General features: G+C 73.1%; 18 protein-coding genes. 13 read left to right on the top strand and 5 right to left on the bottom strand.

Features of this window, described 5'->3' with window-relative positions:
- Positions 1-90: 90 nt before the first annotated feature.
- From ACZ6EG_RS00515 to ACZ6EG_RS00460, 12 genes are all read left to right on the top strand, one after another.
- Positions 91-759 carry a GntR family transcriptional regulator gene (locus ACZ6EG_RS00515; RefSeq protein WP_391972558.1) on the top strand — a complete coding sequence of 223 codons (669 nt, stop codon included), beginning with the start codon at positions 91-93 and terminating at the stop codon, positions 757-759.
- Complete coding sequence (locus tag ACZ6EG_RS00510; RefSeq protein ID WP_391972557.1) at positions 756-1664, top strand: dihydrodipicolinate synthase family protein; 909 nt, start codon at positions 756-758, stop codon at positions 1662-1664. Before ACZ6EG_RS00515 ends, ACZ6EG_RS00510 begins: the two co-directional genes overlap by 4 nt.
- Positions 1661-3382: an L-arabinonate dehydratase gene (gene araD / locus ACZ6EG_RS00505; RefSeq protein ID WP_469600423.1), complete on the top strand. Its 1722-nt coding sequence runs from the start codon at positions 1661-1663 to the stop codon at positions 3380-3382. Before ACZ6EG_RS00510 ends, araD begins: the two co-directional genes overlap by 4 nt.
- Positions 3383-3480: 98 nt before the next feature.
- On the top strand, positions 3481-4416 hold the full coding sequence (locus tag ACZ6EG_RS00500) for a carbohydrate ABC transporter permease (RefSeq protein ID WP_383647576.1): 936 nt from the start codon (positions 3481-3483) through the stop codon (positions 4414-4416).
- Positions 4413-5312 (top strand): carbohydrate ABC transporter permease, encoded by a 900-nt coding sequence (locus ACZ6EG_RS00495; RefSeq protein WP_391972555.1) that lies wholly within the window; start codon positions 4413-4415, stop codon positions 5310-5312. The genes ACZ6EG_RS00500 and ACZ6EG_RS00495 overlap by 4 nt, the downstream gene beginning before the upstream one ends.
- Positions 5309-6466, top strand: coding sequence for a Gfo/Idh/MocA family protein (locus ACZ6EG_RS00490; RefSeq protein WP_469600419.1), 1158 nt, complete (start codon positions 5309-5311; stop codon positions 6464-6466). Before ACZ6EG_RS00495 ends, ACZ6EG_RS00490 begins: the two co-directional genes overlap by 4 nt.
- Positions 6463-7308 carry a DUF6807 domain-containing protein gene (locus tag ACZ6EG_RS00485; protein ID WP_469600415.1) on the top strand — a complete coding sequence of 282 codons (846 nt, stop codon included), beginning with the start codon at positions 6463-6465 and terminating at the stop codon, positions 7306-7308. The genes ACZ6EG_RS00490 and ACZ6EG_RS00485 overlap by 4 nt, the downstream gene beginning before the upstream one ends.
- Positions 7305-8822, top strand: coding sequence for a glycoside hydrolase family 43 protein (locus ACZ6EG_RS00480; protein ID WP_469600412.1), 1518 nt, complete (start codon positions 7305-7307; stop codon positions 8820-8822). The genes ACZ6EG_RS00485 and ACZ6EG_RS00480 overlap by 4 nt, the downstream gene beginning before the upstream one ends.
- 110 nt (positions 8823-8932) lie before the next feature.
- Positions 8933-10297 carry an ABC transporter substrate-binding protein gene (locus ACZ6EG_RS00475; protein WP_391972551.1) on the top strand — a complete coding sequence of 455 codons (1365 nt, stop codon included), beginning with the start codon at positions 8933-8935 and terminating at the stop codon, positions 10295-10297.
- A gap of 138 nt (positions 10298-10435) precedes the next feature.
- Entirely contained in the window at positions 10436-11236 is an 801-nt protein-coding gene (locus ACZ6EG_RS00470; RefSeq protein WP_391972550.1) for a rhamnogalacturonan acetylesterase, read from the top strand.
- 49 nt (positions 11237-11285) lie between these two features.
- Positions 11286-12620 (top strand): pectate lyase family protein, encoded by a 1335-nt coding sequence (locus ACZ6EG_RS00465; protein WP_469600409.1) that lies wholly within the window; start codon positions 11286-11288, stop codon positions 12618-12620.
- 92 nt (positions 12621-12712) lie between these two features.
- Positions 12713-13840, top strand: a complete 1128-nt coding sequence (locus ACZ6EG_RS00460; protein WP_469600404.1) for a pectinesterase family protein — start codon at positions 12713-12715, stop codon at positions 13838-13840.
- 296 nt (positions 13841-14136) lie between these two features.
- Here the strand turns inward: ACZ6EG_RS00460 and ACZ6EG_RS00455 are convergent, their stop codons facing one another.
- The 5 genes from ACZ6EG_RS00455 to ACZ6EG_RS00435 form a co-directional block, all read right to left on the bottom strand.
- Entirely contained in the window at positions 14137-15000 is an 864-nt protein-coding gene (locus ACZ6EG_RS00455; RefSeq protein ID WP_391972547.1) for a hypothetical protein, read from the bottom strand.
- Positions 14997-15563, bottom strand: a complete 567-nt coding sequence (locus ACZ6EG_RS00450; RefSeq protein ID WP_391972546.1) for a SigE family RNA polymerase sigma factor — start codon at positions 15561-15563, stop codon at positions 14997-14999. Before ACZ6EG_RS00450 ends, ACZ6EG_RS00455 begins: the two co-directional genes overlap by 4 nt.
- 144 nt (positions 15564-15707) lie before the next feature.
- The gene (locus ACZ6EG_RS00445; RefSeq protein ID WP_391972545.1) at positions 15708-17162 is read right to left on the bottom strand and encodes a peptidoglycan D,D-transpeptidase FtsI family protein; all 1455 of its coding nucleotides are present in this window, start codon (positions 17160-17162) and stop codon (positions 15708-15710) included.
- A 92-nt stretch (positions 17163-17254) separates the two neighbouring features.
- The gene (locus ACZ6EG_RS00440; protein WP_469600399.1) at positions 17255-17725 is read right to left on the bottom strand and encodes a GNAT family N-acetyltransferase; all 471 of its coding nucleotides are present in this window, start codon (positions 17723-17725) and stop codon (positions 17255-17257) included.
- Between the two features lie 3 nt (positions 17726-17728).
- Entirely contained in the window at positions 17729-18502 is a 774-nt protein-coding gene (locus tag ACZ6EG_RS00435; protein WP_053128744.1) for an IclR family transcriptional regulator, read from the bottom strand.
- 113 nt (positions 18503-18615) lie between these two features.
- Between ACZ6EG_RS00435 and ACZ6EG_RS00430 the strand changes: the two genes are divergently transcribed.
- Positions 18616-20145, top strand: coding sequence for an aldehyde dehydrogenase (NADP(+)) (locus tag ACZ6EG_RS00430; RefSeq protein ID WP_391972543.1), 1530 nt, complete (start codon positions 18616-18618; stop codon positions 20143-20145).
- The last annotated feature ends 35 nt before the right edge of the window (positions 20146-20180 follow it).

The raw sequence follows: 20180 nt of genomic DNA, 5'->3' as shown, positions 1-20180 counted from the left end.
ATACGCGAGATCAGATACGCGAGGGCTCCCACGGGACCCGGCACGCGGCATCCGGCCCGCGCATCCGACGCGAGACTCCGAGAGGCGCGCATGACCTCTGTGCCCACGCCGATCCCCTCCCGCACGCAGTACGTGCTGGAGGAGATCAAACGCCGCATCCTCACCGGCCGGCTCACCCCCGGCCAGGCCCTGGTCGAGACCGACCTCGCCGCGCAGTTCGGGGTGTCCAAGACACCGGTGCGCGAGGCGCTCAAGACGCTGGCCGGCACCGGGCTGGTCGTGATGAGCCAGTACAAGGGCGTCACGGTGCGCATGGTGGACGCGGACATGGCGCGCGAGGTCTACGACGTGCGGCTGCTCCTGGAGCCCGAGGCGCTGCGGCGCGCCGTGCGCCGCGGGGCCTCCCTGGAGGCCGCGACGGACGCGCTGACCCGCGCCGACCGGGCCACGGACACGGCCGAACGCTCCCTCGCCAACCGGGAGTTCCACCGCGCCCTGTACGTGCCGTGCGGCAACCCGCTGCTCGGCCGGATGCTCGACGAGGTCCGCGACCAGGCGGCCCTCGTCTCCGCCGTCGCCTGGGCCGCCGACCCCTCCTGGGAGCGGGAGGCCTGCGAGCACCAGGAGATCCTGCGCCTCGCCCTCGCCGGTGACGCGGAGGGCGCGGCCCGCGCCCTCCACGCCCACATCGCGTCCTTCGTCGAGCGGGCCTTCCCCTCAGCGGGAGCCCAGGCCCAGGAAGAGGACGGTCAGGCATGACAGCGACGTTCGAGACCCAGCGGGCGGCCCTGGCCGACGTGGTGGCGATCCCGGTGACCCCGTTCGCCGAGGACGGCACCGTCGACCCCGCCACCTACCGGGCCCTGCTGCGTCGTCTCCTCGACGGTGGCATCACGACCCTCACCCCGGGCGGCAACACCGGCGAGTTCTACGCCCTGACCCCGGCCGAGCGGAGCCTGGTGGCCGAGCTGACCGTGGAGGAGGCCGGCGACCGCGCCGCGATCCTGGTCGGCGTCGGCCACGACGTGCCCACCGCGGTCGCCTCCGCACGGCACGCCCGGGACCTGGGCGCCACCATGGTGATGGTCCACCAGCCCGTCCACCCCTACGTCGCCCAGAGCGGCTGGGTCGACTACCACCGCGCCATCGCCGAGGCCGTGCCCGCACTGGGCGTCGTGCCCTACATCCGCAACGCCCGGCTCCCCGGCGCCCGGCTCGCCGAACTCGCCGACGCCTGCCCCAACGTCATCGGCGTGAAGTACGCGGTGCCGGACGCCGCCCGGTTCGCCGCCTTCGCCCGCGACGCCGGCCTCGACCGCTTCGTGTGGATCGCGGGACTGGCCGAGCCGTACGCGCCCTCGTACTTCTCCGCCGGCGCCACCGGCTTCACCTCGGGGCTGGTGAACGTCGCCCCGGCCGTCTCGCTCAACATGCTCGAGGCGCTCCGGGCCGGTGACTACGCGGCCGCCATGAAGGTCTGGGAGCAGATCCGCCGCTTCGAGGAACTGCGCGCCGCCGACGGCTCCGCCAACAACGTCACCGTGGTCAAGGAGGCCCTCGCCTCGCTGGGCCTGTGCCGCCGGGAGGTCCGCCCGCCGAGCAGGCCGCTGCCCGAGGACGAGCGCGCCGAGGTCGCCCTGATCGTCGCGGGGTGGTCGGCGTGAGGCCCCCGGAGCAGCTCCGCAGCCACCAGTGGTACGGCACCGACGGCCTGCGCTCCTTCAGCCACCGCGCCCGCACCCGCCAGCTCGGCTACCTGCCCGAGGAGCACCTCGGCAAGCCGGTCATCGCCATCCTCAACACCTGGTCCGACATCAACCCCTGCCACGTCCACCTGCGCGACCGCGCCCAGGCGGTCAAGCGGGGGGTCTGGCAGGCGGGCGGCTTCCCGCTGGAGTTCCCGGTCTCCACGCTCAGCGAGACCTTCCAGAAGCCGACCCCCATGCTCTACCGCAACCTCCTCGCCATGGAGACCGAGGAGCTGCTGCGCTCCTACCCGGTCGACGGCGCCGTCCTGATGGGCGGCTGCGACAAGTCCACCCCCGCCCTGCTCATGGGCGCCGCCTCGGTGGACCTGCCCGCGGTCTTCGTGCCCGCCGGGCCCATGCTCCCGGGGCACTGGCGCGGCGAGACCCTCGGCTCCGGCACCGACATGTGGAAGTACTGGGACGACAAGCGGGCCGGCCTGATCGGCGACTGCGAGATGCAGGAACTGGAGAGCGGCCTGGCACGCTCGCCCGGCCACTGCATGACCATGGGCACGGCGTCCACGCTGACCGCCGCCGCCGAAGCCCTCGGCGTCACGGTCCCGGGCGCCTCCAGCATCCCGGCCGTCGACTCCGGCCACGACCGGATGGCCGCCGCCGCGGGACTGCGCGTCGTCGAACTCGTCCACAAGGACCGCAGGCTCAGCGACATCCTCACGGCCGACGCCTTCGAGGACGCCGTCACCACCGTCCTCGGCCTCGGCGGCTCCACCAACGCCGTGATCCACCTGATCGCCATGGCGGGCCGCGCGGGCGTCACCCTCACCCTGGACGACTTCGACCGCGTCGCCCGCACGGTCCCGGTCCTCGCCAACGTCCGCCCCGGCGGACAGACGTACCTGATGGAGGACTTCCACTTCGCCGGCGGCCTGCCCGGCTTCCTCTCCCGCATCCCGGACCTGCTCCACCTGGACCGGCCCACCGTCTCGCACGACACGATGCGGGAACAGCTGGAAGGCGCCCGCGTCCACAACGACGACGTCATCCGCCTCCGGGACAACCCCGTCGCGCACGAGGGCGGGGTGGCCGTCCTGCGCGGCAACCTCTGCCCCGACGGCGCCGTCATCAAGCACATCTCCGCCGAACCGCACCTGCTCAAGCACACCGGCCCGGCGGTCGTCTTCGACGACTACAGGACGATGCAGCGGACCATCAACGACCCGTCCCTGAACATCACCGCGGACAGCGTGCTCGTCCTGCGCAACGCCGGCCCCAAGGGCGGCCCGGGCATGCCCGAGTACGGGATGCTGCCCCTCCCCGACCACCTGCTCAAGCAGGGCGTGCGCGACATGGTCCGGATCTCCGACGCCCGCATGAGCGGCACGAGTTACGGCGCGTGCGTGCTGCACGTGGCACCCGAGTCGTACGTCGGCGGACCGCTGGCCCTGGTGCGCAACGGCGACCCCATCACCCTCGACGTCGAGGCGCGCACCCTCCACCTGGGCGTGGACGACGCGGAGCTGGAGCGCCGCAGGGCCGAGTGGACACCGCCGCCCGCCCGCTACGAGCGGGGCTACGGCGCCCTCTACAACGAACAGATCACCCAGGCCGACACCGGCTGCGACTTCGAGTTCCTGGCCCGCCCCGGCAAGGTGCGGGACCCGTACGCCGGCTGACCCCCCCCGGTGCGGAGGAAGACCTCCGCACACCCCTGCGCCCGCAGAAAGCGCTTCCTGCACGACCCGCGCACGACGTACCAGAACGGAGATCTGTCATGGCCCAAGCCGCAGCCGTGGCGAAAGAGCCCGCGCCACCAAGGCGGCGCCGTGCCTCCGCCACCCCGCGCAGGCTCCCGTACCTGCTGATCGCACCGGCCGCCCTGCTGATGCTGGGCTTCATCGCCTACCCGGTCATCAGCGTCTTCTACTACAGCCTGCAGGAGTACAACCCCACCAAACCGTGGCGCAACGGCTTCGCGGGCCTCGACAACTTCACCAAGATCTTCACCGACGACCCGGTGTTCTGGGACACCCTGGTCTTCAGCGCCAAGTGGGTCTTCGTCGAGGTCGGACTGCAACTGCTCTTCGGCCTGGCCCTGGCGCTCATCGTCAACCAGACCTTCGTCGGCCGGGGCATCGGCCGCGCCCTGGTCTTCTCCCCGTGGGCCGTCTCCGGCGTGCTGACCTCCGCGATCTGGGTGCTGCTCTACAACTCCCAGACCGGCATCACCCGTTACCTCGCCGACATGGGCATCGGCGAGTACGGCACCAGCTGGCTGTCGGACACCTCGACCGTCTTCTCCGCGGCGGTCGTCGCCGACCTCTGGCGAGGCGTCCCCTTCTTCGCGATCCTCATCCTCGCCGACCTCCAGTCCGTGTCGAAGGACCTGTACGAGGCCGCCGAGGTCGACGGGGCGAGCCGGCTCAAGCAGTTCTGGCACATCACGCTGCCGCACCTGAAGGACGCCATCATCCTGTCCACGCTGCTGCGCGCGGTGTGGGAGTTCAACAACGTGGACCTGCTCTACACCCTGACCGGCGGCGGACCCGCGGGAGTGACCACGACACTGCCGCTGTACATCGCCAACACCAGCGTCGACGCCCACGACTTCGGCTACGCGTCGGCCCTCACCACGGTCGCGTTCGTGATCCTGCTCTTCTGCTCGATCGTCTACCTGCGGCTGAGCAAGTTCGGAGGCGACAACAAATGATCACCGAAGCGGCCACCGCGCCCGCCCCCGCGCCCGCACGGGCCGACCACGAACCGCCGCGCCCGGCGAAGAAGCGCCGTCCCGCCTGGGACGAGGTCCCCCGCTGGCAGATCTACCTGCCGCTCGGCGTCTACCTCGTCTTCACCCTGATCCCGTTCTACTGGATCCTGCTCTTCGCGCTGCGCCCGGCGGGGTCCACCTCGCTCGTGCCCTGGCCGGTCACCTTCGAGCACTTCGAGAAGGTGTGGACCGACCGGAGCTTCGGCACCTTCTTCCAGAACAGCGTGTACGTCGGTCTCGCCACCCTCGTGATGACCACGCTGGTCGCGCTGGCCGGCGGCTACGCCCTCGCCCGGTTCGACTTCAAGATCAAGCGGGCCTTCATGCTCGCCCTGCTCTGCTCGCAGTTCGTGCCCGGCGCGCTGCTGCTGGTCCCGCTCTTCGAGATCTTCGCCGGGCTCCAGATGATCAACTCGCTCGGCAGCGTCATCATCGCCGAGACGGTCTTCCAGCTGCCGCTGTCGATGATCCTGATCAGCAACTTCATCAAGAACGTGCCGTACTCCCTGGAGGAGGCGGCCTGGGTCGACGGCTGCGGGCGCTTCCGGGCCTTCCGGGTCGTGGTGCTGCCGCTGCTGCGGCCGGGACTGATCGCCGTCGGCTCCTTCGCCTTCGTGCACTCCTGGAACCACTTCCTGTTCGCCCTGATGTTCCTCAACAACCAGGAGAAGCAGACCATCCCGGTCGGCCTCAACACCCTGATGAGCGCGGACAGCGTCGACCTCGGCGCGCTCGCGGCCGGCGGCATCATCGCGGCCGTGCCGGTGGTGCTCGTCTTCGCCTTCATCCAGAAGTGGCTGATCACCGGCTTCAGCGCGGGGGCGGTGAAGGGATGAGCCGGATACCCGTCGTCCTCGCGGGCGCCCGCGGCCACGGCCGCTGGCACCTCGCCAACATCCGCCGCCTGGAGCGGGCGGGGCTCGTCCGGCTGGCCGGCGTCTGCGAGCTGACCCCGCTGACCGAGCAGGAGGCCGGCGGGGAATTGCCCGAGCAGTCCGCCGACTTCGGCGCCCTCCTCGACTCCACGGGCGCCCGGATCGCCGTCGTCTGCACGCCGATCCCCACCCACACCGGCCTCGCCCTGACCGCGGCCCGCAAAGGCGTGCACCTGCTGCTGGAGAAGCCCCCGGCACCCTCGTACGCCGAGTTCCGGCGCATGGCCGACGGGGTCGCCGAGGCCGGCGTCGTCTGCCAGGTCGGCTTCCAGTCGCTGGGCTCGCACGCCGTGACGGCGGTCCGCGCGCTGATCGCCGAGGGTGCGATCGGCGAGGTGCGGGGCATCGGCGGGGCCGGGGCGTGGGTGCGCGACGAGGCCTACTTCCGCCGGGCGCCCTGGTCGGGACGGCGGCGGCTGGACGGCGCCGACGTGATCGACGGGGCGCTGACCAACCCCCTCGCGCACGCCGTCGCCACCGCCCTCGCGCTCGGCGGCAGCACCCGCGCCGAGGACGTCGACGGCATCGAGACCGAGCTGAGCCACGCCAACGACATCGAGGCCGACGACACCTCCTGCGTACGGATCACCACCGCGCAGGGGCACCCCGTGACCGTCGCCGCCACCCTGTGCGCCGAGCGGGCCGGCGAGCCCTACGTGCTGGTGCACGGCAGCCGCGGCCGCGTCACCTTCTGGTACAAGCAGGACCGCGTCCTGCTCCAGCGGGGCGGCCACGGCCCCGAGGAGTTCGAGTACGGCCGCACCGACCTGCTGGAGAACCTGGTCGACCACCTCACCACCGGCGCGGGCCTGCTGGTCCCGCCGGAGGGGACCGGCGCCTTCATGAAGGTCGTCGAGGCGATCCGCCGGGCCCCCGACCCCGAGCCGCTGCCCGACTCCGCCTGGCACCGCGTCCCCGGCGAGTCGCGCCGCGTGGTCCCCGGCATCGACGCGCTCGTGGCCGCCGCCGCCGACACCCTGTCCCTCTACTCCGAACTGGGCGCGCCCTGGGCGCCGCGCACCGAGCGCCCGCTGATCGAGGTGAGCACCCGATGACCGGCAACGACTCCCCGGTACTGCGCGTGGCGGGCCGCCCCGTCGGCCGGTACCTGGTCCGGCCCGAGCTGCCCGCCCGGCTCTCCCCGCGCCCCCACCTGCACCCCGTCACCACCCTGGCCGGCACGGCCGTGACCGAGTCCCGCCCCGCCGACCACCTCCACCACCTCGGCGTCGGTGTCGCCGTTCCCGACGTCGAGGGGCACAACTTCTGGGGCGGGCGCACCTACGTCCGGGACCGGGGGCCGACCGAGCTGGACAACCACGGCGCGCAGCGGCACACCGCCTTCCAGCTCCGCGACCCCGACGGGTTCGTCGAGGAGCTGCGGTGGGTCGCCGCCGGCGTCGAACTGCTGCGCGAGCGGCGCACGGTCGCGGCCACCGGACTCACCCCCACCGCCTGGGCGCTGGACTTCACCTTCTCCCTCACCAACGTCACCCAGGGCGCGCTCACCCTCGGCAGCCCCGCCACCAACGGGCGCCCCGGCGCCGCCTACGGGGGCTTCTTCTGGCGCGCCCGCAAGGAGAGCGCCGCCCCCCGGGTCTTCACCGCCGAGCACGAGGGCGAACGGGAGGTGCACGGCCACCGCGCCGACTGGCTCGCCCTGACCGGCGACACCTGGTCGCTGGTGTTCGCCGGGGCCACCGAGCGGACCCGGCGCGACCCGTGGTTCGTGCGCACCGAGGAGTACCCGGGCGTCGGTTCCTCCCTCGCCCACGACGAGCGCCGGGCGATCGCCCCCGGAGACACCCTCGTCCGCAGGATCGTCACCGTCGTCGCCGACGGCCCGCTCGACCCCGACGGCGCCGCGACCCTCGTACGGAAGGCGGTGGGCCCGTGACCCCCGAGACCGCCCGGACCTACACCAACCCCGTCCTGAACGCCGACTGGTCCGACCCGGACGTCGTCCGCGTCGGCGACGACTTCTACCTGACCGCCTCCAGCTTCGGCCGCGCCCCCGGACTGCCGCTCCTGCACTCCCGCGACCTGGTCAACTGGACGCTGGTGGGGCACGCGCTGGCCCGGCTGGAGCCGCCGAGGGCCTTCGCCGTGCCGCGGCACGACTGCGGCGTGTGGGCCCCGTCCCTGCGCCACCACGCCGGCCGCTTCTGGATCTTCTGGGGCGACCCCGACACGGGAGTGTTCCAGGTCAACGCCCCCGACATCCGCGGGCCGTGGACCACACCACATTTGCTCAAGGCGGGCAAGGGACTGATCGACGCCTGCCCCCTGTGGGACGAGGAGACCGGCGAGGCCTACCTCGTGCACGCCTGGGCCAGATCCCGTTCCGGCATCAAGAACCGCCTCACCGGCCACCGCATGAGCCCCGACGGCACCGCCCTCCTCGACGAGGGCGAGGTGATCGTCGACGGTGACCGCCTCCCCGGCTGGTTCACCCTGGAGGGCCCCAAGCTCTACCGGCACGACGGCTGGTTCTGGATCCTGGCGCCCGCCGGGGGAGTGGAGACCGGCTGGCAGGGCGCCTTCCGCTCCCGGGACTTCTTCGGGCCCTACGAGGAGCGGATCGTCCTGGAGCAGAAGGACACCGACGTCAACGGCCCCCACCAGGGCGGCTGGGTGCGCACCGGGTCCGGCGAGGACTGGTTCCTGCACTTCCAGCAGCGCGGGGCGTACGGGCGGGTGGTCCACCTCCAGCCGATGACCTGGGGTCCGGACGGCTGGCCCGTGCTGGGCGACGCGGGTGCCCCGGTCGCCGGGCACCCGCGTCCCGCCCTGCCGCCGCAGCCGGCCGCCCGGCCCGCGACCGACGACGACTTCCCCGGCGGACGCTTCGGCCGCCAGTGGTCGTGGACGGCCAACCCCCGCGACGGCTGGGCCTCCCAGCACTCCGGGGACGGCCTGCGGCTCGCCTGTGTCCGCTCGGCCGACGCGCACGACCTGCGCAGGCTGGGGAACGTGCTCACGCAGCGGCTGCCCGGAGACCCCTCGGTCGTCGAGGTGGAGCTGTGCCTGGACGACGGCGAGCCGGGTGCCCGGGCCGGGCTCGCGGTGCTCGGCGACGCCTACCGCTGGATCGGGCTCCAGCGGGCCGAGGACGGGACCGTGCACCTGGTGCACCGGTTCGCCGAGTCGGTGGCGGAGGCCGAGCGGGACGCCGACCACCCCCGCCCGGCGCCCGAGGGGCGGGTACGGCTCAGGATCGAGGCCGGTCCGGACGCGCGCTGCCGGTTCCTCTACGACCTGGGAGACGGCCCGCACCCCACCGGCCAGGTCTTCGCCGCCACCCCCTGGCGCTGGGTCGGCGCCCTGCTGGGCCTGTTCGCCCTCGCGCCCGACGGCGAGGGACACGCCGGCACGGCCACCTTCACCCGGTTCCGGATCACCCCCCTCTGACCGTCCCCGCACACCGGCCTGCGACCTCCCCCCACGTGCTCAGCCCGTTCACCGCTTTCGTGCACCGCTTCGTTCATCCTCCGTTGGATCCAGAAGAAGAGAGCCGACCAATGAAGATCAGCATGCGCAGCAGCAGAAGCACCGCCGGGCGCCGGGCGTCCGCCGCCGTGGCCCTCGGAGCCGTGCTCGCGCTGACCGCCACCGCCTGCGGTGACGACGGCAGCGGGGGCGGCGGCGACAAGGGCGCCGAGGGCAGCGGCAAGGGGAAGGTCGTCTTCTGGGACAACAACGGCGGTATCCGCACGGCGGTCTGGAAGGAGATCATCGCCGACTTCGAGAAGGCGAACCCGGACATCGACGTGGAGTACGTCGGGATCGCCGCGACCGAGTACCAGTCCAAGGTCGACACCGCCATCCAGGGCGGCGGCCTGCCGGACGTCGGCGGTGTCGGCGCGGCGATGCTCGCCGGGTTCTCGGCCCAGGACGCGCTGGAGCCGCTGGACGACCGTCTGACGGGGTCCTCCCTGAACGGCAAGCTCAACAAGGACATGGTCGAGTCCCTGAAGGCGGCCGGCGGGGGCGACGGCACGCTGTACTCGGTGCCGACCTCCGCGAACAACGGCGTCCTCTACTACCGCACCGACCTCTTCGACAAGGCGGGCCTGGAGGCGCCGACGACCTGGGACGCCTTCTACACGGCCGCCGAGAAGCTCACGAACGCGGGCAAGAACGAGTTCGGCTACACCATCCGCGGCGGCTCCGGCTCCATCGCCCAGGCGCTCGACGCGATGTACGGCCAGTCCGGCATCACCTCGTTCTGGGACGCCGGCAAGAAGAAGACGACCGTCAACGACCCGAAGAACGTCGAGGCGCTGGAGAAGTACGCGGCCCTCTACAAGAAGGCCACGCCGGCCGCCGACGTCAACAACGACTTCGCCAAGATGGTCGCGCAGTGGGACTCCGGCACCATCGGCATGCTCAACCACAACCTGGGCTCCTACCAGGACCACGTGAAGGCGCTCGGCGTCGAGAAGTTCCGGGGCATCCCGCAGCCGGTGGGCGCCTCCGGCAAGCGGGTCCAGGTCTCCAACCCGGTCGACGGCCTCGGCATCTTCAAGAGCTCCAAGAACAAGGACGCCGCCTGGAAGTTCATCGAGTTCGCCACCTCCCCGGAGCAGAACTCGAAGTTCAACGAGTCGGCCGGGCAGGTGCCGTCGAACACCGACGCGGCGAAGGACGACTGGATCCAGAAGGCCGAGCCGACGAAGCTCGCGGCGGACGCGCTGAACGACGGGTCCACGACCATCGTCCAGCTGCCGTACTACCTGCCGGACTGGAACACGGTCTCCAAGGCGGACAACGAGCCGAACCTCCAGAAGGTCCTGCTCGGCAAGATGAGCGCGAAGTCGTTCCTCGACACGATGGCGGAGGAGCTGAACGAGGCGCAGGCCGAGTGGACCGAGCAGATGGGGTAGCCGTTCCCGGGTTTCGCCGCGGGGCGGTCCGTGACGCGCGGACCGCGGGCCGCCCCCGGCCGGCCGCGCGCCTCCCCGCTCCGCGCCCCCGCGGGGAACCGTCCCCCTCCTCACCCGACTCCTGAAAGGCACTCCGGCGTGTCACTCACCCGAAGACAAGTCGCCGCGGCCGCCGCGGCCTCCCTTCCCCTGGCGTTCGCCGCCGCCGGGACCGCTCGGGCCGGCGGGCACCGCCACCGCACCCTCCACATCGCCGGCGACTCCACCGCCGCGCCGAAGTACGCCGACGCCGCGCCCGAGACCGGGTGGGGCATGGCGTTGCCGTTCTTCCTCCGCGGGGACCGGCCCGTCGCCAACCACGCCGTGAACGGGCGCAGTTCCAAGAGCTTCGTGGACGAGGGCCGGCTCGACGCCGTCCTCGCCCTGATCCGGCCCGGTGATCTCCTGCTCGTCCAGTTCGCCCACAACGACGAGAAGACCGAGGACCCCAGCCGCCACACCGAGCCCTGGACGACGTACCAGGACCACCTGCGGCTGTACGTCGACGGCGCGCGGGCCCGCGGGGCGCGGCCGGTGCTAGCCACGCCCGTGGAGCGGCGGCGGTTCGACGCGGCCGGCACCGCACAGCCGAGCCACGGGGAGTACCCGGCGGCGATGCGGGCCCTCGCGCGGCAGGAGGGCGTGGCGCTCCTCGACGTGCAGGCGCTGTCCCTCGCACTGTGGCAGCGGCTCGGTGCCGAGACGACCAAGACGTACTTCAACTGGACCGCCACCGAGCAGGACAACACCCATTTCAACCCGCCCGGCGCGATCGAGGTCGCCCGGCTCGTCGTACGGGAGCTGCTGCGCACGCGGGTGCTGGCGCACCGGGACGTGCGCCGGCTGGACGAGGAGATCCCCACGTCCTGGATCGACTGGCCCCCGCCCGTCACCGCCTGACCCGCTCGCGCCCCGTCCCCGGAAACCGCACACGAACAGGAGCCGCACCATGAACACGTTCGCATGGCATGGGCATGCCACCCGAGGAGCCGTCGCGCTGGCCGGCTGCACCGCCCTGGTGCTGACCCTGACCGCCGCCACCGCACAGGCGCGCCCCGGCCACCACCACCCGCGCGACACCGCCCGCCAGACCCTGCCGGCCAACGACGGCTGGGCCTCCCACGGCACCGGTACCACCGGTGGGTCCGACGCCGCCCCGGAGCGCGTGTACACCGTCACCACCTGGGCCGCCTTCAAGGCCGCCCTCGCCGTCGAAGGCACCGCGCCGAGGATCATCAAGGTGAAGGGCGCGGTCGACGCGGTCTCCGAGGGCTGCGACGCCTTCGCCGCGCCCGGCTACGACTTCGACGCCTACCTGGAGAAGTACGCCCCCGAGACGTGGGGCCTGGACACCGACCTCAGCGCCGAGCCCGACGACAGCCCCGAGGGCCTGCGCCGCGCCTCCGCCGCCCGGCAGGACCAGGCGATCAAGGCGAACGTCCCCGCCAACACCACGATCATCGGCGTCGGCCGCGACGCCGGCATCAAGGGCGCCAGCCTCCAGATCAAGGGCGTGGACAACGTCATCGTCCGCAACCTCACCTTCGAGAGCCCCGTCGACTGCTTCCCGCAGTGGGACCCCACCGACGGCGACAAGGGCAACTGGAACTCCGAGTACGACAGCGCCGTCGTGTACGGCTCCACCCACGTCTGGCTGGACCACAACACCTTCACCGACGGCGAGCATCCCGACAGCGCGGCGCCCACCCACTTCGGCATGCTGTACCAGCAGCACGACGGCCAGCTGGACATCGTGCGCGGCGCCGACCACGTCACCGCCTCGTGGAACGTCTTCACCGAGCACGACAAGACGATCCTGATCGGCAACAGCGACAGCGAGTCCACCGCCGTAGGTGACCGCGGGCACCTGAAGACGACCTTCCACCACAACCTGTTCAAGGGCTTGGTGGAGCGCGCGCCGCGGGTCCGCTTCGGCCAGGTCGACGTCTACAACAACCACTTCGTGGCCGGCGAGGACTACGCCTACAGCTTCGGCATCGGCAAGGAGTCCCAGCTCGTCGCCGAGCACAACGCCTTCACCCTGCCGGAGGGCGTCAGCCCGGCGAAGGTGCTGAAGAAGTGGAGCGAGGCGCCGGTCACCGCGGCGCACAACCGCGTCAACGGCCGCGGCGTCGACCTGATCGCCGTGCACAACGCGGAGATCCCCGCCGAGACCCTCCGGTCCGGCGCGGGCTGGACGCCCACCCTGCGCACCAAGGTCCTCCCGGCCTGGGCGGTCCCCCTCGTCGTCGACCACGGAGCGGGCGCGGGCCGCCTGCGCTGACGCGGCCCGCCCGCGCCGACGCGCCCCCGAACCGGGCCGGGGCGCCCGCACCGCCCCGGCCCTCTCCCCCCCCGCACCGCGAGGAGCACCGCATGCACCGAGCCGCCCCGTCCCGCAGAGGCTTCCTCCTGACCACCGCCGGCGCGGTCGCCGCCCTGGGCGCCACGGCCGCCCCCGCCGCCGCCGGCACCCGGCCGGGCCCGCGTCCCTTCGGCCGGTACGGCTCCCCGGCCGCCCGCCGCACCCCGCGGACCCTGTACGTCGACCCGCACGGCCGCGGCGACTTCACCTCCGTACAGGCCGCCGTGAACGCGGCCCGGGGCGACGGCTGGACGCTGGTCCTCGCCCCCGGCACCTACCGCGAGACGGTCTCCGTGGACGCCGACCGCACCGGGGCGACCTGGATCGGCGCCTCGCGGGACGCGCGGGACGTCGTCATCGTCTTCGACAACGCCGCCGGCACCCCCAAACCGGACGGCTCCGGCACCTACGGCACCAGCGGTTCGGCCACCACCACCGTGCGGGCCGACGGCTTCACCGCCCGCTGGATCACCTTCGCCAACGACTGGCTGCGCGCCGACCACCCCGGCTGGACCGGCACCCAGGCGGTCGCCCTCAAGGCCATGGGCGACCGCACCGCCTTCCACCACTGCCGCTTCCTCGGCCACCAGGACACCCTCTACGCCGACAGCCGCGACCTCGGCCACTTCGCCCGCCAGTACTACGCCCACTGCCACGTCGAGGGTGACGTCGACTTCGTCTTCGGGCGGGCCACGGCCGTGTTCGAGGACTGCCACTTCCGCACCCTGCTCCGCACCGACCTGCCCGGCGCCCCGCACGGCTTCGTGTTCGCGCCGTCCACGGCGGGCGCCAACCCGCGCGGCTACCTGGTGACGCACAGCCGCGTCAGCAGCGAGGCACCCGACGGCTACTACAAGCTGGCCCGCCCCTGGGTGCCCAGCTCCGACGTCACCGCCCGGCCGATGCTCACCGTGCGCGAGACCCGCCTCGGCGCGGGCATCGACGCGGTCGCGCCCTACGCCGACATGCGGGAGACGTACCCCTGGCAGCAGCAGCGGTTCCGCGAGTACCGCAACACCGGCCCCGGCGCCGCGGTGACCGTCCCGGAGAACCGGCCCCAGCTCACCCGCGCCGAGGCCGCCTCGCACACCCGGGAGGCGTACCTCGGCGACTGGCGGCCGTACGCCCGGCACCGCTGACCCGTCCGACGGGGTTCCGGAGGCGCCCGCGCCCAGGGGAACGCCTCCGCCGGTCGTCACCGGCGGAGGCGTTCGGCGGCCGGCCGAGCAGGGGCTCGGACGGCACGCAACCGGCCCGGGGGGCGGGCCGGCGGACCAGGGGCGCTCGGACGGTCGGTCCGCGCGGGCGAGGTCGTCGTGCTTCCTGGTCGCCACCGGGGAGGGAGAAGGTTGCCGTGCCGCGCGAGGATTTTCCGCGAGTCGCCGCCCGCCGTCCTCCGCCCGTCGCCACCCGCCGCTGCCGTCGCCCGTCGCCGTCAGGAGCCGCCGTCGCCGGTCGCGAAGTCGCCGTCCACCGAGAGCCCTTCGGAGCCGGCGGTGGCCGTCACGGTGTAGCGGTCGCCGCGCGCGTCCCGGCCGCCGCGCTCGTGGTGGTACTGCCCGGCGAACATCCACTCGCCCGCCGGGACCGTCCGGCCCCGCTCGAGCGTCCACCGGTGGACGAGGAAACCGTCCCGCTCGTCGACCGTGAAGGTGAAGTCCTCCTCCGGCAGCGTCCGCCAGGCGCCGGTGGAGGCCACCCCGCCGGTCTGCGCGACCCGCAGCTCGACGGTGAGCGCGGTCAGGGGCACGTCCGTCCTCAGGGTGAGGTTGCTCTGCGCCCAGAAGTCGTTGCTGTGCGGGTCCACCGAACCGTCCGACCACAGCGGTCCGTCCTCGGCGGCGGACGCGGGCGGGCGGGCCGTCGCCGTCGCCGTCGCGGTGGCGGCCGGCGGCCGCGGGGACGCGGGGGAGTCCGGGGTCCTCGGCCCGGAGGGGCCGCTCGGCGTCGGACCGGTGGGCGGGACGGGCGCGTCGCTCGCGGTGGCGTCCGGCGACGGGGCGGGCGCCGGCGTCGGCGAGGTGGCCACCGAGCGCTGCGGCGGAGCGTCGTCCTTCGCCGCCGACGCGACCGCGTACCCGCCGACCGCGAGGACCCCGGCCACCGCGGCCGTCGCACCGGCCACCCGCGCCCAGCCCGGCAGTGGCGGACGCGTCGCCCGGTGGGGGCCGGGACGCTCCCCGCCCGCCATGCCGCGCTCGACCCGGGCCAGGACGCGCGCCCGGTCGGGCCGGTGCGCCCCGGCCGCCTCGCGCAGCCGGGAGCGCAACTCCTCGTCCACGTCCCGCCGCCCGGTCATCGGTCCCTCCCCGCGGCCCCACCGCTGCGCGCGAACGCCGCGGGCACCTGCCCCGGAGCCGCCCGCGGGCCGAGCAACCGCTGCAGCTCGGCCACGCCCTTCGACGTCTGGCTCTTCACCGTACCCACCGAGACCCCCAGGGCCAGTGCCGTCTCCTTCTCGGAGAGGTCGAAGGCGTGCCGCAGCACCACGCACGCCCGCTTGCGGAACGGCAGCCGGCGCAGCGCCTCCTGCACGTCCACCACGCCTGCGACGTCCGGGTTCTCGGTCCGCTCCTCGCGCTGCGCCCAGAAGAGCGCGACGCGTCTGCGCTCGCGCACGGCGGTGCGGATGCGGGTGCGGGCGAGGTTGGCGACGACCCCGCGCGCGTACGCCACCGGGTGGTCGGCCGCGCGGACCCGGTCCCAGCGGTGCCACAGGGCGAGGAGGGCGTCCGCCGCGAGGTCGTCCGCGGCGTCCGGCTCGCCCGTCAGCAGGTGGGCGAGCCGGGACAGCTCGGCGTAGTGGCGTTCGAAGAAGGCGTGGAACTCCGCGGAGGCGGCGTCGTCGACGACTGTGCCCACGGGCGGACCCCCCTCGCAGCGGCTACCCCGGCGTCGAACAGCCGTGCGCCGGGCCGGAGTCCGGACTGTAGCAGCGCTCGACGCACCGTATGGTCGGTGCGTCGAACGCCGTGTGAGGGGCCGAACCGAACCCGCCGCGCGGTGCTAGTTCCTGAGCGCCGCCTCCATCATCGCCTTGGCCACCGGGGCCGCCAGGCCGTTGCCGCTGACCTCGGAGCGGGCCGCGTCGGACTGCTCGACGACGACCGCCACGGCGACCTCCTCGTCCGAGGAGTCGGACCTGGCGTACGAGGTGAACCAGGCGTACGGCGTCTTGCTGTTCTTCTCGCCGTGCTGGGCGGTACCCGTCTTGCCGCCGACCGTCGCTCCGGGGATCCGCGCGTTCGATCCCGTGCCCTCCTCGACGACGGTCCGCATGGCCGACTGGAGCTGTTCGGCGGTGCCCGTGCCGACGATCCGCCGGGAGTCCGCGTCGGAGTGGTCCTCCAGGACGTCGCCGCCGCTGTCGGTGACCTGCGACACCATGTGCGGGGAGACCAGCTCGCCGCCGTTGGCGAGGGCCGCGGAGACCATCGCCATCTGGAGCGGGGTCGCCGTCACGTCGAACTGGCCGATGCCGGTCAGGGCGGTCGACGAGCTGTTCATGTCCTTCGGGAACACGCTGGTGTACGCCCGGACCGGCACGTCCTGCGACGTGTCGTTGAACCCGAACTTCTCCGCCATGGCCCGCACCTCGTCCTGGCCGAGGTCGACGGCCATCTTCGCGAAGACGTTGTTGCAGGAGTACTGCAACGCGGTGCGGATCGTGGCGTTCTCGCAGGGAGCGTCCGGGTTCTCGTTCGTCAGATCGGTCGTGGTGCCCGGCAGCCGGTAGGGGTCCGGGCTGTCGGTCCTGGCGTCCACCGACCCGTACAGCCCGTTCTCCAGTGCGGCGGCCGCCACGACGAGCTTGAACGTCGACCCGGGCGGCAGCGGCTGGCGCAGCGCGCGGTTGGTCAGCGGCTTGTCCGGGTCGCCGGTGAGCTGCTCCCAGGCCTCGCCGGCGGTGTTGGCGTCGGTGAGCGACGACGGGTCGTACGACGGGGTCGACACGACGGAGAGGATCCTGCCCGTCTTCGGGTCGATCGCGACGGCCGCGCCCTTCGTCTCGCCCAGCGCCTCGAACCCGGCCTTCTGCACGTCCGGGTCGATGGTCGTGACCACGTTGCCCGGCTCGGCGCGCTTGCCCGTGACCGTGTCCGTCACGGTCCTCAACCGCGGGTCGGTGCCGTTGAGCACGTCCTGGTAGATCCCCTCCAACTGCGTCGGCGCGTACGCCTGCGAGGCGTAGCCCGTCACCGCCGCGTAGAGCCTTCCGTCCTCGTACGTGCGCTTGTACGCGAGGTCGCTCCCCTCCGTCGGCGCCGAGCCGGTGACGGACCGGCCGGCCACGATGATGTTCCCCAGCGGCTCCGCGTACGTCTCGATCGCGTTGCGCCGGTTGTCCTTGCTGTCCGCGAGCGCCCGGCCGTCGTAGAACTGCACCCAGGTCGCCCTGACCAGCAGAGCGAACACCAGGAGCAGCGTGAAGACCGAGGCGCGCCTGATCGTCTTGTTCATCCCGCCAGCAGGACGAGCGGGCCGGGGGGAAACGTTCCCGTGCGCCCGGTTTCTCATCGTCCGTTCATGAACCCGGCCTCACCGGCGCCGGGTCACTCCGCGAGGTGCAGCACGACCTCGTCGATCACCTCGCCGCGCGCCGGGGCGAACCCGCGGGCCCGGACGCTCGTCTCGAAGCCGCACTTCTCCAGCACGCGCCGCGACCCGGTGTTGTCGGCCGCCGCCCGCGCGTACAGCGGGCGGTCCCGCACCTCCGCGAGGAGGGCCCGCAGCGCCGCCGTGGCCACCCCCCGCCCCCAGTACGCCCGGTCGATCCAGTAGGTCACCTCGCGCTCGCCCGGCTCGCCGTACACCGCGGCGCTGCCGACGACGTCCCCGTCGCCCAGGATGGTCCGCACGATGTCGGACGAGGCCCTGATCTTGCGCCAGTGCTCGTCGAAGGCGTCCCGGTCGGCCGGGTCGGCGGGGGTGAAGGCCGCCATGCGCAGGGCCTCCGGGTCGTTCATCTGCCGGAAGAAGACGGGCAGATCACTGTCGTGGACCGCGCGCAGTGCGATGTGCATGGCTCAGAGCCTACGCGTGGCCAGCGTCAGCCGGTCCCGTGCGTCGAACAGCGCGTCCTTGACCATCTGTTCGTGCGCGGGCGTCAGCCTCGCCACCGGCACCGAGCAGCTGATCGCGTCCCGCGCGGGGGTCCGGTAGGGGACCGCGACGCCGAAGCAGCGCAGCCCCAGCGTGTTCTCCTCGCGGTCCACGGCGAAGCCCTGCTCCCGCACCTGGTGCAGCTCCTCGATGAGCTTCTCCCGGTCGGTGATGGTGTGCTCGGTCAGCGCGGGCAGCGTCTCGGGCAGCATCTTGCGGACCTGCTCGTCGCCGTAGGTGCTCAGCAGGGCCTTGCCGAGGGAGGTCGAGTGCGCGGGCAGCCGGCGGCCGACCCGGGTGAACGGCCGCAGGTAGTGCTGCGACTGGCGGGTGGCCAGGTAGACGACGTTCGTGCCGTCGAGGCGCGCGAGGTGGATGGTCTCCGTCGTGTCGTCGGAGAGCCGGTCCAGCGTCGGCCGCGCCGCCGCCACCACCTCGTCGCCGTCGATGTACGACGTGCCGACCAGCAGCGCCCGCACACCGATGCCGTACCGCGTGCCCGTCGCGTCCGTCTCCACCCAGCCCAGCTCCACGAGCGTGCGCAGCAGCATGTAGAGGCTGGACTTGGGATACCCGACGGCCTCCTGGACCGACGCGAGGGAGTGCATGCCGGGGCGTCCGGCGAAGTACTCGAGCAGTTCAACCGTCCGCACGGCGGACTTGACCTGCGCTCCGCCCCCCGTCTCGCCAGCCGACATCGCCCTTGACCCCTTCGTTCGGCGGGAAATAGTCTCCAACAGCATATTCATCATCAGAGACAGCGTTCAGCATATCGAACGAGTCCGTTGCAGAGCACGTGGAGGGACCCTCGGTGGCAGCAGCACCAGTCTGGAGTGTCGACCCCCGTACCGGGAAGCAGCGTGAACAGGTCGCGGTGGAGGCCACGGCCCAGGAGGTGGACTCCACCGTCCGCGCCGCCCACGCGGCGCGCGCGGCCCTCGCCGACCGCACCGTCCGCGCGGCCTTCCTGCGCACCGCCGCCGACGAGCTGAAGGCGGCCGAGAGCACCCTCGTCGAGGTGGCCGACGCCGAGACCGCGCTCGGCCCGGTCCGGCTCACCGGCGAACTCGCCCGCACCTGCTACCAGCTGCGGGCCTTCGCCGACATCGTCGACGAGGGCGAGTTCCTCGGTGTCGTCGTCAACCACCCCGACGACACGGCCACCCCGCCCATCCCGGACCTGCGTCGCTACAAGGTGCCCCTCGGCGTCGTCGCCGTCTACTCGGCCTCCAACTTCCCCTTCGCCTTCTCCGTCCCCGGCGGCGACACCGCGAGCGCGCTCGCCGCGGGCTGCCCGGTCGTCGTCAAGGCCCACCCGGACCACCCGGCCCTGTCCGAGCTGGTCGCCAGGGTGCTGCGCGGGGCCGCGGCCCGGCACGGCATCCCCGCGGGCGTCGTCGGCCTGGTGCACGGCTTCGAGGCCGGCATCGAGCTGATCAAGCACCCGCTGGTCGCCGGTGCGGGCTTCACCGGGTCCATCCGGGGCGGCCGCGCGCTGTTCGACGCGGCGGCGGCGCGTCCGGTCCCGATCCCCTTCCACGGCGAGCTGGGTTCGCTGAACCCGGTCGTGGTCACGGAGGCGGCGGCGGCCGAGCGGGCGGAGGCGATCGGCGCGGGGCTGGCCGGCTCGATGACGCTGGGCGTCGGCCAGTTCTGCGTGAAGCCCGGCCTGGTCCTGGTACCGGCGGGCGCCGCCGGTGACGGCCTGGTCAAGTCGCTCACGGACGCCGTCAGCGACACCGACGCCGGTGTGCTGCTCGACCACCGCATGCGGGACAACTTCGTCGCCGGGGTCGCCGAGCGCGCCGCGCTGCCCGACGTGGACTCCCCGGTGACGCCGGGCGCGGGCGGCGAGCACACCGTCAGCGCCGGGTTCCTGACCGTGCCGGCCGGGCGGCTGACCGAGGAGGGCGCGCACGACCTGCTGCTGGAGGAGTGCTTCGGGCCGGTCACCGTGGTGGTGCGCTACGAGGACGAGACCGAGGTGCGGGGCGTGCTGTCCCGGCTGCCGGGCAACCTCACGGCGACCGTGCAGCTCTCCGCCGAGGAGGCGGCGGGCGAGGGCCGGGGGGCCGAGCTGCTCGCCGAGGTGACGCCGCTCGCGGGGCGGGTGCTGGTGAACGGCTGGCCCACGGGTGTCGCCGTGGCGGCGGCCCAGCACCACGGGGGCCCGTACCCGGCCACGACGTCGACCTCCACGTCGGTGGGCGGGACCGCGATCGAGCGGTGGTTGCGGCCGGTCGCCTACCAGGGGACGCCCGAGGCGCTGCTGCCGCCCGAACTGCGGGACGACAACCCGCTGGGGCTCCCCCGCAGGTTCAACGGCGTGCTGGAGCGGTAGACACCACGCGGTCGCGCCCCGTGCGGGCGCGGCCG

The sequence above is a fragment of the Streptomyces sp. NPDC041968 genome (assembly GCF_055589025.1).
This window is presented reverse-complemented; position numbering and strand designations above follow the sequence as displayed.